Here is a 17,565-nt window from a genome sequence, read left to right on the forward strand (position 1 = left end):
TCTCATCCGAACGCGGGGTAGAGAGGGTCCATGACTCCTGTGCGGACCGCCGACCTGTACTTCGACCCGTCCTGTCCCTACACCTGGCTGACCTCCCGCTGGCTGCTCGACGTCGCCGCGCACCGCGACGTCGAGATCCGCTGGCGCATCCTCAGCCTGTCCGTCCTCAACGAGCACCTCGACGAGGACCCGGAGGGCGACACCGAGGGCTACCTCTGGTACCCGGTCCGCCTCGCGGCGGCGGTCGAGGCCGGGCACGGGCAGGCCGCGCTGGGCCGCTTCTACACCGCGCTGGGCGAGCGCATCCACCGCGAGGACGGCTGGTCCGACGATACCTTCCCCGCCGCGCTGGAGGACGCCGGGCTGCCCCGCGACCTCGCCAACGCCGCCGGGGACGCGGCGTGGGAACCGGCCGTCCGCGCGTCGACGGCCGAGGGCGTCGCGCTGGTCGGCAAGGACGTCGGCAGCCCCATCATCGCGACCACCACCGACACCGGCGACCCGGTCGCGTTCTTCGGCCCGGTCGTCTCCGCCATCCCGCGCGGCGAGGCGGCGCTGCGGCTGTGGGACGGCGTCCGGCTCGCCGCGTCCGTCGCCACGTTCAACGAGCTGAAGGTCCACCCGCGCGGGAAGCCCGACCCGTCCTAGTCGAGCAGGTGCCGGTTGGGGCGGCGGGCGCGGTCGGCGAGCTCGGGGAGCTCGCGGAGTTCGACGCCCGCCGCGAGCAGGCGGACGGCTCCGGTCGCCGCGACGAACAGGTCCGGTTCGGACCACGCCTGCACGACGCGGGGGAGGCCCGCCGCCAGGATCAGGTCGGCGCAGGGAGAGGGCCGGGAGGCGCGGCGCCCGCAGGGTTCGAGGCTGCTGTAGATCGTCGCGTCGCGCAGCGCGGGGGAGGGGCCGAGCTTGGCCAGCGCCGCCTCCTCCGCGTGGTCGCGCGGGCCGGACTCGCGCGAGTACCCGCGCGCCAGCTCCGTCCCGTCCGCCGCGACGATCACGGCGCCGACCGAGAACGCCGTCTCCGACGGCGGGCAGAGCGCGGCCAGGTCGCAGGCCAGGCCCAGCCAGTACGGGTCGCCCGCCGGGCCGGGCGGCGGGCCGTCAGCCACGGGCGCCGCCGATCAGGTAGCGCAGCAGCGCCAGGTCCCCGATGCGGGTCACCTCGCCCAGCCGCATCGGACGCGCCGGGCTCTGCGGGAACACGCCCGGCCCGACGAAGCGCGGCGCGGACGGGTCACCGATGAGGAACGGCGCGACGACCAGGTGCAGTTCGTCGGCCAGCCCCTCGGTGAGGAACCGGGTGTGCACCGCGCCGCCGCCCTCCACCATCAGCCGCCGCACGCCCCGCCCCGCCAGGTCGGCCAGCAGATACGGCAGGCTCACCGGGTCGCCCGCCGCGACCACCTCGGCCCGGTCACCGAGCCGCGCGGCCGTGCCGCCGGCCGCCGCCGGCGTCGTGTAGACGATCTTGGGGACGTCGCCGTGCGTGAAGAACCGCGACCCGGGATCGAGGTCGCCCGTCGCCGTGATCGTCACCTTCGTCAGGTCGCCGGGCATCCCGCGCGCGACGCGCCGCTGACGGCGGGCGTCCGACCGCAGCGTCAGCTTCGGGTCGTCGGCCCGGACGGTGCCCGCCCCGACGAGGATCGCGTCGCACGTCGCCCGCACCCCGTCCACCCGGTCGAAGTCGGCGGCGCTGGACAGCCGCAGCCGCTCGGGCGAGGAGTCGTCGATGTACCCGTCCGCCGACATGGCGCAGCTCAGCAGGACGTAGGGGCGTTCGCTCACGCGGGTCAACCTACTGGAGTGCGCGGCTCACGCCCGGCAGGTCGGGATCTTTCCGTCGTTGTACTCGGCCATCTCCAGCATCGCGGTCATCACGTCCAGCGCGGCGCCGAGCGGTTCGCCGCGTTCCTCCGAGTACGCGCGGTGCAGGTTGCCCACCAGGCGTTCGGGGTCGGTCCAGGCCGCGAAGGGGCCGAGGTCGGCGGCGCGGGCCGTCTCCAGCGGCGGACGGCCCGCCGCGACGCCGTCCCGCGCCAGCGCCTGAATCCACCGCAGGTACTCCTCCGTCGGGCCGAACACCTCCGGGCCGCACAGCGGGCCGTGACCCGGGACGATCGTCTCCGCGCCGAGCGCGCGCAGCTCCGCGAGCGCGTCCAGCAGGCCCTGGATCGACCCGACCGCCACGAACGGCGTCCCGCCGTTGAAGACGAGGTCGCCCGCGAACAGCACGCCCCGCTCGGGAATCCACGCCACGGCGTCGCCGGTGGTGTGCGCGACGCCCGGATGGATCAGCTCGATCGCCAGGTCGCCCGCGTGCAGGGTGAGCCGGTCGGTGAACGTCACGTCGGGGCCGACGATCTCGATCGCGCCCCACTCCACGTCCGGCCAGATCTGCGTCAGCAGCAGGCCCTGCTCGGCGATCTGCGGCGCCGCGTTCGCGTGCGCGACGATCGTCGCGTCGCGGAAGAACGCGTTGCCGTAGGTGTGGTCGCCGTGGAAGTGCGTGTTCACCAGCACGCGCGGCGGCAGCGGCGTCACCCCCTCGATGGCGGCGCGCAGCGCGCGGGCGCGCCGCTCGGTCGCCGCCGTGTCGATCACCGTGACCGCGTCCGGCCCGACGACGAACCCGGCGTTGCTGAGGCACCAGGTGCCGTCGGGCTGGACGAAGGCGTACACGTCGTCGGCGATCCGCGTGGTCTGAGGGGGCGGTGTCATGTTCCTCACCGTAGAGGGACGCTTTGCGGCGTACCGGCGTTTCTGCCACGCGTGTGTCGGTGGCCGCCTCTAGGGTTGCGTGCGACATGCGCTTCCTCCACACGTCCGACTGGCATCTGGGCCGCGCGTTCCACCGCGAGGATCTGCTCGGCGCCCAGGCCGCCTTCGCCGACCACCTGCTCGCCACCGTCCGCGACGAACGCGTCGACTGCGTCCTGGTCTCCGGCGACGTCTACGACCGCGCCCTCCCGCCGGTCGACGCGGTGCGGCTGTTCGACGAGACCCTGGCCCGGCTCGCCGCGCGCGACGTCCGCGTCGTGCTCATCGCCGGCAACCACGACTCCACGCGCCGCCTCGGGTTCGGGTCGGCGCTCATGGACGCGGCGGGCGTGCACGTCCGCACGTCGTTCGCCGCTGTCGGCGAACCCGTCGTCATCGACGGCGTCGCGGTCTACGGCGTCCCCTACCTCGAACCCGAACTCGTCCGCGCCCCCTGGGAACTGGACGAACGCGGGCACACCGCCGCGCTCACCGAGGCGATGCGCCGCGTCCGCGCCGACCTGGCCACCCGGCCCGGCACCCGGTCGGTCGTGCTCGCGCACGCGTTCGTCACCGGCGGCGAGGCCAGCGACAGCGAGCGCGACATCAGCGTCGGCGGCGCCGCGCACGTGCCCGCGTCGGTGTTCGACGGCGTCGACTACGCCGCCCTCGGCCACCTGCACGGACGGCAGCGCATGACCGACCGCGTCCGCTACTCGGGCTCGCCGCTGGCGTACTCCTTCTCCGAGACCCGGCACGTCAAGGGCTCGTGGCTGGTCGATCTGGCCGCCGACGGCACGGTGTCGGCCGAGTTCGCGGAGGCGCCCGTCCCGCGCCGCCTCGCCCGGCTGCACGGCGACCTGGACGACCTGCTCGCGGACCCCCGGCACGACGCCGTCGAGGACCACTGGCTCCAGGTCACGCTGACCGACCCCGACCGGCCGTCCGCCGCCATGGAACGGCTGCGCCGCCGGTTCCCGCACACGCTCGTCCTCGCCTACGAGCCGCGCGGCACCGACCGGCCGCACCGCTCCTGGACCGAGCGCACCCGGGAACGGTCGCCGCTCGACCTCGCGGGCGACTTCGTCACCGAGGTCACCGGCGCCGTCCCCGCGCCGCGCGAGGCGGCGCTGCTGCACGAGGCGTTCGAGGACGTCCGCGCCAAGGAGGCCCGCGCGTGAGGCTGCACCGGCTGGAGGTCACCGCGTTCGGGCCGTTCTCCGGCACCGAGACGATCGACTTCGACACCCTCTCCGACGCGGGACTGTTCCTCATCCGGGGACGCACCGGCGCCGGGAAGACGTCCGTGCTCGACGCCGTCTGCTTCGCCCTGTACGGGCAGGTCCCGGGGGTGCGGAACGCGGCCAAGGGCCTGCACAGCGACCACGCCGCGCCCGGCACCGGGCCGTCGGTGCGGCTGGAGACGACGATCCGGGGGCGGCGGCTGCGCGTCATGCGGGCGCCCGCGTGGGAGCGTCCCAAGCTGCGCGGCACCGGGACGACCACCGAGAAGGCCAAGGTCATCCTGGAGGAGTACGAGCACGGCGCGTGGACGGCGCTGGCCACGCGCAACGACGAGGCCGGTGACGTCATCCTGAGCCTGCTCGGGATGAACGCCGCCCAGTTCTGCCAGGTGGCGCTGCTGCCGCAGGGCGAGTTCGCGGGGTTCCTGCGCGCGGGCGCCGAGGAACGCCGCAAGGTGCTGGAGAAGCTGTTCGCCGCCGAGGTGTTCACGCAGGTGGAGAAGTGGCTGGCCGAGCGCCGCGCCGCGACGGGCCGCGCGGTGGACGCGCTGGAGGCGTCGGCGGCGTCCGTCGCGGACCGCGTCGCCGAGACCGCCGGGACGGTGTCGCCGCTGGCGCCGCGCGGCCCGGTGCCGGGGCCGCGCGCCGCCGAACCCGCGCTGGTGCCGGGCGTCGAGGTGCTGCCCGGGTGGGCCGCCGGGCTCGCCGCCGACCTGGACGCCGCCCGCGACGCCGTGACCGCGCTGGCGGAGGGCGCCCGCGCCGGGCTGGCGCAGGCGCGGGCGTCCGTCGACGAGGCCCGCGCGCTGGCCGACCTCCAGGCCCGGCACGCGGCGGCGACGGCCCGCCGCGACGCGCTCGCCGCGCGGCTGGACGAACGCTCCGAGCTGGGCTCGCGGCTGGACGCCGCCGCCCGCGCCGACCGCGTCCTGCCGTACCTGCACGCCGTCACCGACCGGGGCCGCCGCCTGACGCAGGCGCGCCGCAGCGCCGACGACACCCGCGCCCGCGTCGCCGCGCTGCTGCCGCCCGGCGCCGCCGACGACGTCCTCGGCAAGGCCGAACGCGACCGCCGCGACGAACTCGCCCAGCTCGACACCCGCCGCGCCGACGCCCACCGCCTGACCGAACTCGCCCGCGAACGCACCGCGCTGGACGGCGAGCTGACCCGCCTGACGGCGGAGGAGCAGCGGGCGGGGGCGGCGCTCACCGAGCTTCCCGCCCGCGTCGAGTCGCGCCGCACGGCCCTCGCCGCCGCCCGCGAGGCGGCGGCGGCCGAACCCGGCGCCCGCCGCGCGGCGGAGGACGCCACCCGCCGCCTGACGTCCGCCCGCCGCCGCGACGCCCTGATCCCCGAACTGACCACCGCCGAGGACGCCCACCGCGCGGCCACCGACGCGGCCCAGACCGCCCGCGACCACGTCCTGACCCTCCGCCAGTCCCGCCTGGACGGCATGGCCGAAGTCCTAGCCGCCCGCCTCGTCCCCGGCGAACCCTGCACGGTCTGCGGCTCCCCCGACCACCCCGCCCCCGCAACCCACCACACCACACAGATATCGGCCACAGAAGATCCCCGCACCCCGCACCCGGCACCCGACCGGACAGACCCCACACGGACGCCGAGCACCGAGGCTGCGCAGTCGGCGGACGGTCGGGTGCGGGCCGCGTGGATGCCGGGTGCGGGGGACGTCGAGGCGGCGGAGCCGGTGGCCGGGCGGGTGCCGGAGGTCGAGGAGATCGAGGCGGCGCAGACGGCCGCTGATCGGGCGCAGAGTGCGCGGGAGGTCGCGGGCGGGGTCGTTGAGCGTACGCGGGCCGAGTTGGCGGCGCTGCGCGAGGTCGTCGGGGACGTCGCCGTCGGTGAGGTGGAGGCCGAGGTGCGGGCGGCGCGGCAGGCGCTGGCCGAGGCCGAGCGGCAGGGGGCGGAGGCCGCGGGGCTGGCCGCCGCACTGCGGGACGACGAGGAGGCGCTCGACGCCGCGCGGGAGCGGCGGGACGCCCTCGCCCGCACGCTCGCCGAACGTCGTACGCGCGTCGAGCACCTGGCCGCCGAGCACGACCGGCTGCGCGCCGAACTGGCCGAGGCGCGCGGCGACGACCCGTCGCTGGAGGCGCGGGCCGAGCGGCTGCGGCGCGAGGCGGACGCGCTGCGGGCCGCCGCCGACGCCGCGCGGGACGCGATCGTCGCCGGACGGGAACTGGCCGCCGCCCGCGCCACCGCCGCCGAGACCGTCGCGGCCGAGGGGTTCGCGTCCGGCGACGCGGCGCACGCCGCCGCCCTGGACGACGAGGAGCAGGGCGTACTGCGGGACAAGGAACGCCGCTACGACGTGGAGAAGGGCAACGTCGAGCGTGAGCTGGCGGAACCGGCGCTCACCCGCGCCGCCGCCCGTCCCGCCCCCGACGTCCCGGCCCTCGACGCCGCGCTCGCCGCCGCCGAGGCCGTGCACACCGCCGCCGCGTCCGCCGCCGACCGTGCCCGCGTCCGCTGCGCGCGGCTCGCCGAACTGCGGGCCGAGCTGGCCGCCGCCGTCGCGCGGTGGCGGCCCGCCGCGGACGAGCACGCCGTCGCCCGCCGCCTCGCCGGGCTGGCGTCAGGCACCGACACCGCGAACCGGCGCGCGATGTCGCTGTCGGCGTACGTCCTCGCGGCGCGGCTGGAGCAGGTCGTCGCCGCCGCGAACGAGCGCCTGGGCCGCATGTCGTCCGGCCGCTACGTGCTGGAGCACACCGTCGAGAAGGCCGCCGGCGACCGCACCCGCAGCGGCGGCGGCCTCGGCCTGCGCGTCGCCGACGCCTGGACGGGCCGCGTCCGCGAGCCCGCCACGCTCTCCGGCGGCGAGTCGTTCATCACGTCGCTGGCCCTCGCGCTCGGCCTGGCCGACGTCGTCACCACCGAGGCGGGCGGCACCGAGATCGGCACCCTCTTCGTGGACGAGGGCTTCGGCACCCTGGACGAGGACACGCTCGACGAGGTCATGGACGTCCTCGACGGCCTCCGCGACGGCGGCCGCGCCGTCGGCATCGTGAGCCACGTCGCCGAACTCCGCGCCCGCGTCCCCACCCAGCTCCACATCACCAAGGAACGCCACGGCTCGACCACCAAGATCAACGCCTGACCGACGCCCACCCCACCGGCTGAGCCCCCGGACCTGTTCGATGCCACCGCAGGACGCCGTGGCTCGACCGCCAAGGTCAGCGCCTGGCCCGGCGCGAGCCTCACCGGCTGCGGGTCTCGGGCGGTTCGCGGTCACCGTCGGACGCCACGGCTCGACCGCCAAAGGCCAGTGTCCGACCCGGCGCGAGCCTCACCGGGTGCTTCGGACCTGTTCGAGGTCACCGGGGGATGCCACGGCTTGGCCGCCGAGGTCAGCGCCTGGCCCGGCGCGAGCCTCACCGGGAGCGTGTCCGGGGTGGTTCGAGTCACCGTAGACCGTCACGGTCCAGTGTCTGAATCGGTGTGTGCGGGCCTGGGCCAGTCCGGGGCCAGGTCGGACGCCGCTTCCTCTCAGGTGGTTCGGGTGAGGGCCCGGGCCTGTTCGAGGAGGGCGGCGGCGTCGGCGTGGTCGTCGGGGGTGGGGGCGTCGTCCTGGGTGAGGCGGGGACGCCAGTAACCGGTGAAGTCGACCGCGTGCTTCGGGACGCCGCGATCACCGACCAGGTGACGGCGCAGGGCGCGGACGGTCGGGGCGGCGCCGCCGAGCCAGGCGAAGACGGCGCCCGGCGGGAAGGCCGCCGCCGCGACGGCGCGCGTCAGGAGCCCGGGGTCGCCGGGAGCGGTGCCGTCGCGGTGCAGCCAGCGGCCGGTGACGTCGGCGGACGTGGTGAACCGCTGCTCCTCCGCGATATCGGCCACCTCCAGGAACGCCAGGACGCGCGTCCGCGCGGGCAGCGCCGCAAGGAGGGTGCCGATCGCGGGGAGCGTCGTTTCGTCCCCGGCGAGCAGCACCCAGTCGGCGGCGACGGCCGAGTCGAGCAGCGGCACCGGACGCGCGAACGCCGCCGACGGGCCGAACATCGCCAGCACGTCCCCGGGCTCGGCCTGTCCGGCCCAGCGGGAGGCAGGCCCCGCGTCACCATGCAGGACGAAGTCGATCGCGAGCGTGCCCGTCGTCGCGTCGTGGCCGCGCAGGGTGAAGCTCCGCATCCACGGGCGCTCGTCCTCCGGCATCGCGGCGAACGCCCGGTACCAGCGGGTCAGGTCGCCGTCGCCGCCGTCGGGCAGGACGGGCGCCGCCTGCCCGGGGCGCGGGAAGTAGAGCTTGACCTGCTGGTCGGGTCCGGCGAGGACGAGGTCGTGCAGGTCGCCGCCGAACGTGATCCGCGCCATGCGGGGCGTGACGCGGCGGGTCTGGAGCACCCGGAGGGTGCGGAGCGGAAGGGCTGGCATGGGTGGACCTCCGTCGAGTGGCTGCCCTTCCATTCTGGGCTTGGACCCCTATGTGGCACTTTTCCGCGTGAACGTCGAGGACGGGGGCGCCAAAGTCTCAAGTGACGGTGCAAGGGCTACGCTCGGCGGATGACCGCCCGACGGCTCCGCGCGGCCGACCTCGCCCGCTCGGCGGGCATCTCCGTGCAGCAGCTCCGCACCTACCTCGACACCGGCCTGCTGCCGCCCGCCGACCGCGCCGCGAACGGCTACCGCGTCCTCACCGGCGAGCACGCCGCCGCCCTCCGCCTCCTGCGCGCCCTAGCCGCCGGCCACGGCTGGCCCCGCACCCGCGCCATCCTCGCCGCCCTCTACGCGGGCGACCCCGCGACCGCCCTCGCCCACGCCGACGCGAGCCACGCGGCCCTGGACCGAGAACGCGCCGAGATCCAAGCCGTCCGCGCCGCCGTAACAGCAGCCGCCAAGACCCCACCCACCCCCGACGACCCGCACCCCTCCCCAAACCAACCCACCACCCCACTCCCCGCCCAAACCGCCAGCCACCCCCCACCAAGACCACCGGGTGCCGCGGGTGCCGGGACGATGGGTTACGGAGAGCGTGGCTTCCGTTCTGCGGCGCGGGGCCTTGGGCGGCGGGAGCCGTTGCGGATTGGGGAGGTCGCGCGGGTGACGGGGGTGCGGGCGACGACGCTGCGGGCGTGGGAACGGCGCGGGCTGCTGCGTCCCGCGCGCGACGCGGACGGTCACCGCCGCTACGACGGGCCCGCCCTCCGCGACGCGCGCATCGCCGCCCTGCTGCGCAGCGGCGGCTACCCCTTCCCGATCGTCGCGGCGGTCCTGCGCGAGCTTCGCGCCACCGGCGACCCCGCCCGCGTCCGCGCCGAACTCGACGCCCGCGAACACGACCTGACCGCACGCAGCCGCCGACGCCTCACCGCCTCCGCCGCCCTCGCCGCCTACCTGGACGACCACTCGGAGACCTGACCACCACCGCGCCAACACCCGCCCGACACGCCGAAAGCGCCTGCCCGGTAAGCCGAAGGTGCACGTCGGGCGCGCCGAGGACGCACGCCGGGCGCGCCGAGGATGCCCGCCCGGTAAGCCAAAGGTGCACGTCGGGCGCGCCGAGGATGTCCGCCCGGCAGGCCGAGGACGCACGCCCGGCACGCCAAAAGTGCCTACCCGGCAGGCCGGGGGCGCCTGCCCGGTACGCCGGGAACGCCTGCCAGCACACCGAGGGTGCCTACCCGGTAAGCCAAGGGTGCCTGCCCGGTAAGCCAAGGGTGCCTGCTCGGCGGGCTGAGGGCGTCTGCCCGGTGCGCCGAGGCGGGTACCCGGCGTGCACGCGTGCGACGTCCGGCCGTACCGGGCAGACGCGCCGGGCGCGCCTGCCGGGCGCGCCGAGGATGTCCGCCCGGTACGCCGAGGATGCCCGCCCGGCAGGCCGAGGGCGCCTGCCGGGCGCGCCGGGGCGCCCGCCCGCTACGCAGAGGGCGCCCGCCCGGCAGGCCGAGAATGCCTGCCGGGCAGGCCGAGGATGTCCGCCGGGCAGGCCGAGGGCGTCCGCCGGGCAGGCCGGGGGCGTCGGCAGGGCAGGCCGGGGGCGTCGGCAGGGCAGGCCGAGGGCGTCTGCCCGGCGCGCCGGTGCGGGTACCCGGCGCGCACGCGAGCGACGTTCGGCCGCAGCGAACGGCTCGACCAGCCCGAGCTGCTGCTGTGGGTCGCTGCGCCGAGGTGTGCTCCTACCTGGAGGTCGCGCGCCGGTCTACGTCGGCGAGCGCTGGACTCGCCGGGTCGCCGCCTGTGGCCGGGCGCGCGGGCAGCGAAGGAACCGGCGCGCGAGCAGGCGGCGCCCCGCGTCGTCCGCCGGTCAGCCGGGTGTCGGTACGGCGTTGAGGATCGGGACCAGTTCGGATTCCTCGTAGTCGAGGTGGGCTTCGACCTGGGCGGTCAGGCGGTCGACCTCGGCGGCGAGGGCGGACGGGTCCGGGGACGGCTGGGACAGCAGGGCGCGCAGCTCGTCCAGGAGAGCCGTCATCGCGGCGTGTTCGTCGCGCATCCGGGCCAGCGCCGGAGCCAGGTCGGGGTGGTGCTGTTCCAGGAAGAGGAACAGGCCGCCGTCCTCATGCCGGTGGTGCACGCCCAGCCCCTCGCAGAGCGTGAGGCAGTTGACGCGGAGCTGCGCGCCGACCGCCGCGCCCGACCGTGCCACTTCGGCGCGGATCAGGGCCAGTTCCCGGCGGAACGCGCCGTGCAGGGCGACGAGTCCGTCGCCGAGCGGTCCCGGGGGAGGCCCGCCGTCCACCTGCGTGAGGGCGATGACCGGGATCACCCGGTCGGTGCCCGCCTGGTACTCGGCCCACCCGGGGTCGGCCTCGACGGCGCGGGCGAACAGCCGGTCCCGTTCGTCGCCGGTGAGGACGTCGGCGCGGGCCCGGTAGGTGAAGACGCCGTCCTCGACGGTGACCTCCGGATGCGCGACGAGATTGTGGAACCAGGCGGGGTGCCGGTCCGCGCCGCCCGCCGAGGCGATGACGAGTACGCGGTCGCCGTCGGGCAGGCAGCCGACGGGCGTGGTGTGCGGTGCCCCCGAGCGCGCGCCGGTCGTGGTGAGCAGCAGCAACCGGCTGCCCTCGAAAGGACCGCCGACGCGGCCGTTGTTGGCGCGGAACTCGCTGATGATCGGGTCGTTGAAAGGGTTGGGCATTCTCTTCTTTCGTCGTACGAGGGCAGGCGAAAAAGACCCGCCGTGCCGAGAGTGAACACGCAACAGATACGTGGGAAAGTGACCTCATGAACGGAGGGCGCACACGATGTCCGGCGCGTGAAAAGTCCGGTGCATCAACAGGAGAACGCACCCCGGACGACACCAAGCCCGGGCTCCACCGCGCACCGGCAGCGAGCACCATGGGCGACTCGTACCCACCACGGGAGCATCGGTACTACCGAATTCGCTCCTGGCCCGCCTGCACACGGGGGCCAGATCGGCCGCGCGGGCGCATCGTCCGCCGTGCGTGCCACCTGGACATCCGGGCACCGAACCGGCCCCGCTGATCGCGTACGGACGGTACGTCCAGACGGCGGCCCCATCGGCGCCCAAGAGCGCTCGACGTTCAATGCGAAGGAGAAGGCGGCCCTCGGGCCGGCCCGGCGATCACGCCGTGGCCGGGTGCCTCACTCGTGCGCGGCGCATGGCCGACCCGGCAGTCATGGGGTGACTATAACGCGGCGGCCAGGAATGGGCAAAGGCTTTTCCGTCGCCGCGTCCCGCGCCGGGAAGTGCGGCGGGCCGCCTAGGGTCGGTCATGAATCGGAGACGGGAGAGACCATGGAACAGCTCGGACTCCTTTTCGTCGTGCTGTTCGCGGCCGTTCTCGCCGAACCGCTGAGCCGCCGCATCGGGCTGTCGTCGGCCGTGCTGATGACGGTGTTCGGCCTCGTGCTGGCGGTGCTGCCGTTCGTGCCGGACATCTCGCTGGAACCGCACCTGATCCTGCCGCTGGTGCTGCCGCCGCTGCTGTACGCCGCCGCGCGCCGCACGTCCTGGCGGCAGTTCGTCGTCAACTGGGCGGCGATCACGCTGCGGGCGGTCGGGCTCGTGCTGGTGACGGCGGCCGCCGTCGCGGCGGCGTTCTCGCTCGTGCATCCGGCGGTGCCGTTCGCCGCAGCCGTGGCGCTCGGCGCGGTCGTCGCGCCCCCGGACCCGATCGCGGCGACGGCGATGGCGTCCAAGCTCGGGCTGCCGCGCCGCCTCACCTCCGTGTTGGAGGGGGAGGGGCTGTTCAACGACGTCACCGCCATCGTCGTCTACAGCGTCGCGATCGAGGCGGTCGTGAGCGGGCACTTCTCCGCGTGGGACGCGGCGTGGCGGTTCGTGGTGTCGGCGGTCGTCGCGGTGCTGGTCGGCGGGGTGTTCGGCTGGGCGTCGAGCCGTCTTGTCGACCGGCTCGACGAGGCGGCCTGGAAGGTCGCGCTGACGCTGCTGGTGCCGTTCGCCGCCTACGCCGTCACCGAGTGGCTGGACGCGTCGGCGGTGCTGGCCGTGCTGGTCTGCGCGCTCTACCTGACCGACGCCGCGACCCGCACCGACGACAGCGGCTACCGGCTCGTCGGGGACGTGTTCTGGGAGATCATCGAGCTGCTCGTCGGCGGGTTCGCGTTCGGCCTGATCGGGCTGGAGCTGAGCACGGTGCTGCGGGAGGCGGGCGCGTCGTGGCCGCGCATGCTCGGCGGCGCGGTGGTGGTGATCGTGGTCGTCGTCGCGCTGCGGCTGGTGTGGCTGCTCGCGACGCTGCGGATCTTCCGCACCGCCCACCGCGACCACCTCATGGACGAGCCGTACACCTGGAAGGAGACGGTGGTGACGTGGTGGGCGGGCATGCGCGGCGTCGCGACGGTGGCGCTCGCGCTGGCGCTGCCGCTCACCGTCGCGGACGGGAGGCCGTTCCCCTTCCGCGCGGAGATCCTGTTCACGGCGTTCGCCGTCGTGCTGTTCACGCTGCTCGTGCAGGGCCCGACGCTGCCGCTCGTCGTCCGCTGGACGGGCGTGCACGCCGACACGGCCGCCGAACGCCGCATGGAACTCGACCTGTGGAACCGCGTGCTGCGCGCCGAGCTGGCCGAGCTGAAACGCGTCTCGGCCGCCGGCGACCTGCCCGACGACGTCTACGAGCGACTGCGCACCGGCCTCCTGCAACGCCTCACCCACGCCGACCCGCAGGCCGCCGACGCCGACGAGACCGAGTCGGCCCGCCGCGCCTGGCAGCGCGCGGGCCGGTTCCGCGAGATCCAGCGTGACGTTCAGGCGGCGGGCCGCCGCGAGGCCCTGGACGCCCGCCGCGAACCCGGCGTCCCGCCCGACGTCGTCGACCGCGTCATGCGTCGCCTGGACTTCCGCGCCGGGCCCTGAACCCTTCTAGACGGGGGCGGGCGGCGGGCCGAAGAACCAGTTGCCGGGGGCGGCCGGATCGGGGCTGGTGTAGTAGTCGAGGACGCAGCGGGTGAGTTCGGCGTGGTCGATGGCACCGTCGCCGTCGAGGTCGAGACGGGTGAACGCCTCGGTGACGACGGCGCTGGGAAGGCCGGGGGCGTGGCCGCTGATGAAGGCGAGGTACTCGGGGAGCGTGAGGGTGCCGGTGCGGTCCTGGTCGGCGACGGTCATCACCGCGTCGGCCAGCTCGCCCAGGGTGCGCTGGGCCAGCGCCGGGTCGCCGGCGACGGCGGTGGTCGCGGCGATGTACTCCGCTCTGCTGATGCGGCCGTCCCCGTCGCTGTCGAGCGGGGCGTGCAGCCGCTGCCAGATGTGCAGGTAGGCGTCGATCATCCGCTGTTCGGCGTCGCCGCCCGGTTCGTGGCCGAGGGCGGACGCCGCCCGCCGGCCCATCTCGGCGTGCTCGGCCTCGGTGAAGTACCCGTCCTCGTCGTCGTCCATCCAGCGGAAGCTCGCCTCGATCTTGGCGCGCACGAACGGGTGGACGCCGGTTTCGCTCGTCACCTCCGACTCCTTTCGGTGGGGGGTCGACTACCGAAGGTGACACTAGGCGCCGCGCCCGGAGCGCGTGAAGGCTCCCATGACAACCACTTCGCAAACTCACCTGGCCGCCACAGCAGCGGAACCTGCGCCGGTCACACCGTTCCCTGCCAGTTACCGCGACTGGTTCCGCACCTTCGACGACCGCAAGAAGGACCCAGGCGCTACAGGTACAGCCCGGTGCCGTGCTCGGGGCGTTCGTTGGCGACGGCGTGCAGGTCGCGTTCGCGCATGACGAGGTAGTTCTCGCCCTGGATCTCGACCTCGAACTGGTCGTCGGGGTGGAACAGCACCCGGTCGCCGGCCTTGACGGTGCGCACATGGTGCCCGACACCGCACACCTCGCCCCACTGGAGGCGGTTCGTCTGCGACACGGTCGCGGGGATGACGATGCCGCCGGTGCTGCGCCGCTCGCCGCTGTCCCGGTCGCTCCGGATCATGACGCGGTCGTGCAGCATCTGGACTTCGAACTGGGGTTCCGGCACGCCCGGGAGTTTATCCGGACGCGCCGGTCAGAGCGCCCGAGGACGAAGCGACGATCTCCGACCTTTCCGGCCACCCACAGGGGTGATCCCCGGTTGCCGCTCGGAACCGAAGGCGGCGACGCTCGGCCGATCCACGTCGGTGCTACGCCGCCTGCGGCTCGGCCACCACCCGCTCCCCGGCGCAAGACGCACGAATACCCCGATCCGGGCGCCGCGGGCACGATCGCGCTGCGCCGGTCCCCGCCGGGCACGCGAGCGCGTGCCTCGGTGAGCAGGCCGGGGGCGGCGGGGACGCCGCCGAGCAGCAGAGCCGCCGAGTCCTCCGGCAGGACTCAGGGCTCGTCGGTGCGGCGCAGGAACGCGTCCTGGCGACAACGGCCGCCAGGCCGTCCACACGGCGCCCGACGCCGACGAGCCCTCCCGTTCGCGGGAAACGGCGCCCGGTCTGCTCGACCCCCTGCCGCCCGAGGGAACCGGTCAGTCGTAGTTGCGGCCCGCGCGCGACGACGTGCGCTCCAGCAGGCTCGGCGGCACCATCCGCGCCAGCGCCACGAGCGCCTTGTAGCGCGCGCTCGGAACGCTGACCGTGACGCCGTGCCGCAGGTCGCGCAGCGCCTCGTCCACGACGAGATCCTGCGGAATCCACATGAACTCCGGCATCCCATCCATCTTCATGCCCGCCCGATCATGGAACTCGGTGTGCACGAACCCGGGACACACCGCCATGACGCGAACGTTCTTCGCGCCCTGCGCAGCGATGTCCTGCGCGACGCCCCGGCTGAACGCCACCACCCACGCCTTGGACGCCCCGTAGGTGCCGCGCGCCAGGAACGCCGCCACCGACGCGACGTTGATCACGCCGCCCCGTCCGCGCTCCAGCATCCCCGGCAGCGCCGCCGACGTGATGCGCAGCACCGCCTCGCAGTGCACCTTCAGCATCGTCTGCTCGTCGGTGACCGGAACGTTGAGGAACGTCCCCTTGTTGGCGAACCCGGCATTGTTGACGACGAGGTCCACCCCGGCGGCGGCCCGCGCGGCGGCCGCGTCGATGCCCGCGTCGGTGGACAGGTCGGCGGTGAGCGTCTCCACCCGCACGCGGTACCGTCCGCCGAGGTCGGCGGCGGCCGCCTCCAGCCGGGCGGTGTCGCGGGCGAGCAGGACGAGGTCGAATCCGTCGGCGGCGAGCCGGCGCGCGAACGCGGCACCGATCCCGGCCGTCGCTCCGGTGATCAAGGCAGTCGGCATGCCCCCGACCCTAAGCGCTGCGCCCCGCCGTGAAATGCCGGGGGTCGGGACGCCGGGTCGCGCGCCGGTAGGCGAACGTGAAGCCCGGCCAGTTGTTCACGACCTTGCCGTCGGACGTCTGGTACCAGCTCTCGCAGCCCGCAGCGAAGATCGTCGTGCGGAGCCGGTCCTGCATGCGGCGGCCGAACGCGCGCTGCGCGTCGGCGCGCACCTCGATCCACTCCAGCCCGTGGCGGCGCATCGCGGTCAGCGCGCCGAGCACGTACCGGAACTGCGACTCCAGCATGTAGATGATGCTGTTGTGCCCGAGATTGGTGTACGGACCGTACAGCAGGAACAGGTTCGGGAAGCCGTGCACGGTGATGCCCAGGTGCGCCTCCGCGCCGTCCCGCCACACCTCCCTCAGCTCCCGGCCGTCCCGTCCGGTGATCCGCATCGGCGCGAGGAACCCCGACGCCGCGAACCCCGTCGCGTGGATCAGCACGTCGGCAGGGCGGCGGATGCCGTCGCGGGTGACGACGCCGTCCGGCACGATCCGCTCGATCGGCGCGGTCACGACGTCCACGTCCGGCCGCGTCAGCGCCGGGTAGTAGTCGTTGGAGATGAGGATGCGCTTGCAGCCCATCGGGTAGCCGGGCGTCAGGACGGCGCGCAGCCCCGGATCGGCGACCTGCCCGGCCAGCGTGCGGTGGAAGCGGCGCTCCATCACCTTCATCAGCTTCGGGTACTGGATGAACGCCAGCGCCCGCGACTCGTACTGCGCGTAGTCGCGCGCCCGGCTCAGCGCCTGCACCGGCGGGACGGCGCGGAGCAGCGCCCGCGTCCACCCCGGGTACCGCCGGTCCGGCTTGGCGATCACGTACGGCGCCGACCGCTGGTACAGGTCCACGTGCGCCGCCGTCCGGGCGATCTCCGGGACGATCTGCACCGCACTCGCGCCCGTCCCGAGCACCGCGACGCGCTTGCCCGCCAGGTCGGCGCCGTGGTCCCAGCGGGCGGAGTGGAAGCTCGGGCCGGTGAACGTGTCGCGTCCCTCGATCGCCGGGAGCGCCGGCCGGTTGAGCTGACCGCACGCGGAGATCAGGACGCGGGCGTCCACCTGACCGGCGTCGGTGTCGACGTGCCAAAGCGCCGCGTCCGCGTCATAACGGGCGCCCCGTACCTCGGTGCCGAACCGGATGTGGGGGAGGACGCCGTGCTCCCGGGCGACCCGCTCCAGGTAGCGCAGGATCTCCGGCTGCTCGGAGAACCGGCGCGACCAGCCGTGCTCGGGCGCGAACGAGAACGAGTACAGGTGCGAGGGGACGTCGCACGCCGCGCCCGGATAGGTGTTGTCGCGCCAGGTCCCGCCGAGCCCCGACGCCTTCTCCAGCACCAGCACGTCGTCGATCCCGGCCCGCTTCAGCGTGACCGCCATGCCGATGCCGCCGAACCCGGCACCGATGATCACCACGTCGCGCGGAGCGCCCATCGTCTCTAGCTCCCCGAGGTCGTCCGTCCGTTTCGTCCCGAGCGTAAGTGACCAGGAGGTCATTTGAACAGACGGGTGCTTCCGAAAAGTCGCATGCTGATGGACGACGGGCCTTCCCGGACCGCTCGGACGCGGACCGTCGTGGGGACTGCCGTCTTGCGAGCTGCCGCCCTCCCCGGGCGGGACGACGGGGGCCGGGTCGTCTGGACGGCGACCGTGTCCGGCCGCACCGGCCGTTCGATTTGACGTCGCCGCCGGGACCGCATAAGTTTCTCACTTGTCCCCAGCGGGATGCAGGACGCTGCGCGTGCGCGGTGGCCGGCCCGGGGGAACCCTCCATGATCAATTCGTTGGCGTGGCTTTGTCGCGTCTGGATGGTTGTGGGCTGTCTGCTGTGGTGCGGGAATTCGTTCGGTTTGACAATCGGGCGGGATCTGGTG

General features: G+C 74.5%; 14 protein-coding genes. 5 read left to right on the plus strand and 9 right to left on the minus strand.

Going from position 1 to position 17,565, the window contains the following annotated elements; translation table 11 throughout:
* The first annotated feature begins 30 nt into the window (after nt 1-30).
* The gene (locus tag C229_RS0124545) at nt 31-648 is read left to right on the plus strand and encodes a mycothiol-dependent nitroreductase Rv2466c family protein (protein WP_026314138.1); all 618 of its coding nucleotides are present in this window, start codon (nt 31-33) and stop codon (nt 646-648) included.
* Here the strand turns inward: C229_RS0124545 and C229_RS35080 are convergent.
* From C229_RS35080 to C229_RS0124560, 3 genes are read right to left on the minus strand one after another with little or no spacing between them, the layout of a single operon-like run.
* Nucleotides 645-1,109, minus strand: coding sequence for a cytidine/deoxycytidylate deaminase family protein (locus C229_RS35080; protein WP_018657769.1), 465 nt, complete (start codon nt 1,107-1,109; stop codon nt 645-647). The two genes, C229_RS0124545 and C229_RS35080, sit on opposite strands and share 4 nt — an antisense overlap.
* Nucleotides 1,102-1,788 (minus strand): RibD family protein, encoded by a 687-nt coding sequence (locus tag C229_RS35085; protein WP_018657770.1) that lies wholly within the window; start codon nt 1,786-1,788, stop codon nt 1,102-1,104. The genes C229_RS35080 and C229_RS35085 overlap by 8 nt, the downstream gene beginning before the upstream one ends.
* A 27-nt stretch (nt 1,789-1,815) precedes the next feature.
* Nucleotides 1,816-2,721, minus strand: coding sequence for an MBL fold metallo-hydrolase (locus C229_RS0124560; RefSeq protein WP_018657771.1), 906 nt, complete (start codon nt 2,719-2,721; stop codon nt 1,816-1,818).
* A gap of 86 nt (nt 2,722-2,807) precedes the next feature.
* Between C229_RS0124560 and C229_RS0124565 the strand changes: the two genes are divergently transcribed.
* A complete protein-coding gene (locus C229_RS0124565; protein WP_018657772.1) occupies nt 2,808-3,941 on the plus strand; it encodes an exonuclease SbcCD subunit D in 1,134 nt (377 codons plus the stop codon).
* Nucleotides 3,938-7,123, plus strand: a complete 3,186-nt coding sequence (locus C229_RS0124570) for an AAA family ATPase (RefSeq protein ID WP_018657773.1) — start codon at nt 3,938-3,940, stop codon at nt 7,121-7,123. Before C229_RS0124565 ends, C229_RS0124570 begins: the two co-directional genes overlap by 4 nt.
* Nucleotides 7,124-7,512: 389 nt before the next feature.
* On the opposite strand, the gene C229_RS0124575 is transcribed toward C229_RS0124570, so the two are convergent.
* The gene (locus C229_RS0124575) at nt 7,513-8,394 is read right to left on the minus strand and encodes a siderophore-interacting protein (RefSeq protein WP_018657774.1); all 882 of its coding nucleotides are present in this window, start codon (nt 8,392-8,394) and stop codon (nt 7,513-7,515) included.
* Nucleotides 8,395-8,523: 129 nt separating this feature from the next.
* Here C229_RS0124575 and C229_RS33835 point away from each other — a divergent pair, with 129 nt between their 5' ends.
* Nucleotides 8,524-9,378, plus strand: a complete 855-nt coding sequence (locus C229_RS33835; protein ID WP_033424747.1) for a MerR family transcriptional regulator — start codon at nt 8,524-8,526, stop codon at nt 9,376-9,378.
* Nucleotides 9,379-10,264: 886 nt separating this feature from the next.
* Here C229_RS33835 and C229_RS0124585 read toward each other — a convergent pair.
* Entirely contained in the window at nt 10,265-11,101 is an 837-nt protein-coding gene (locus tag C229_RS0124585) for a nitroreductase/quinone reductase family protein (protein ID WP_018657776.1), read from the minus strand.
* Between the two features lie 621 nt (nt 11,102-11,722).
* Between C229_RS0124585 and C229_RS0124590 the strand changes: the two genes are divergently transcribed.
* Entirely contained in the window at nt 11,723-13,303 is a 1,581-nt protein-coding gene (locus C229_RS0124590) for a Na+/H+ antiporter (protein WP_018657777.1), read from the plus strand.
* Between the two features lie 6 nt (nt 13,304-13,309).
* On the opposite strand, the gene C229_RS0124595 is transcribed toward C229_RS0124590, so the two are convergent.
* The 4 genes from C229_RS0124595 to C229_RS0124610 all read right to left on the minus strand — a co-directional run bounded on the left by C229_RS0124595 (nt 13,310) and on the right by C229_RS0124610 (nt 17,125).
* Complete coding sequence (locus tag C229_RS0124595) at nt 13,310-13,888, minus strand: EF-hand domain-containing protein (RefSeq protein ID WP_018657778.1); 579 nt, start codon at nt 13,886-13,888, stop codon at nt 13,310-13,312.
* 200 nt (nt 13,889-14,088) lie between these two features.
* Nucleotides 14,089-14,409, minus strand: a complete 321-nt coding sequence (locus tag C229_RS0124600; protein ID WP_018657779.1) for a GroES family chaperonin — start codon at nt 14,407-14,409, stop codon at nt 14,089-14,091.
* Between the two features lie 477 nt (nt 14,410-14,886).
* Nucleotides 14,887-15,654 carry an SDR family NAD(P)-dependent oxidoreductase gene (locus C229_RS0124605; RefSeq protein ID WP_026314140.1) on the minus strand — a complete coding sequence of 256 codons (768 nt, stop codon included), beginning with the start codon at nt 15,652-15,654 and terminating at the stop codon, nt 14,887-14,889.
* A 10-nt stretch (nt 15,655-15,664) separates the two neighbouring features.
* Nucleotides 15,665-17,125, minus strand: coding sequence for a flavin-containing monooxygenase (locus C229_RS0124610; protein ID WP_018657781.1), 1,461 nt, complete (start codon nt 17,123-17,125; stop codon nt 15,665-15,667).
* Between the last annotated feature and the right edge of the window lie 440 nt (nt 17,126-17,565).

It is taken from the genome of Actinomadura flavalba DSM 45200 (assembly GCF_000374305.1).
GTDB classification, from domain to species: Bacteria; Actinomycetota; Actinomycetes; order Streptosporangiales; family Streptosporangiaceae; genus Spirillospora; species Spirillospora flavalba.

What these genes read in the sequence shown, in the direction of transcription:
- C229_RS0124545 (WP_026314138.1), top strand. Translation starts at nt 31, where the DNA reads ATGACTCCTGTGCGGACCGCCGACCTGTACTTCGACCCGTCCTGTCCC.
- C229_RS0124560 (WP_018657771.1), bottom strand. Translation starts at nt 2,721, where the DNA reads ATGACACCGCCCCCTCAGACCACGCGGATCGCCGACGACGTGTACGCC.
- C229_RS0124565 (WP_018657772.1), top strand. Translation starts at nt 2,808, where the DNA reads ATGCGCTTCCTCCACACGTCCGACTGGCATCTGGGCCGCGCGTTCCAC.
- C229_RS0124575 (WP_018657774.1), bottom strand. Translation starts at nt 8,394, where the DNA reads ATGCCAGCCCTTCCGCTCCGCACCCTCCGGGTGCTCCAGACCCGCCGC.
- C229_RS33835 (WP_033424747.1), top strand. Translation starts at nt 8,524, where the DNA reads ATGACCGCCCGACGGCTCCGCGCGGCCGACCTCGCCCGCTCGGCGGGC.
- C229_RS0124585 (WP_018657776.1), bottom strand. Translation starts at nt 11,101, where the DNA reads ATGCCCAACCCTTTCAACGACCCGATCATCAGCGAGTTCCGCGCCAAC.
- C229_RS0124590 (WP_018657777.1), top strand. Translation starts at nt 11,723, where the DNA reads ATGGAACAGCTCGGACTCCTTTTCGTCGTGCTGTTCGCGGCCGTTCTC.
- C229_RS0124605 (WP_026314140.1), bottom strand. Translation starts at nt 15,654, where the DNA reads ATGCCGACTGCCTTGATCACCGGAGCGACGGCCGGGATCGGTGCCGCG.
- C229_RS0124610 (WP_018657781.1), bottom strand. Translation starts at nt 17,125, where the DNA reads ATGGGCGCTCCGCGCGACGTGGTGATCATCGGTGCCGGGTTCGGCGGC.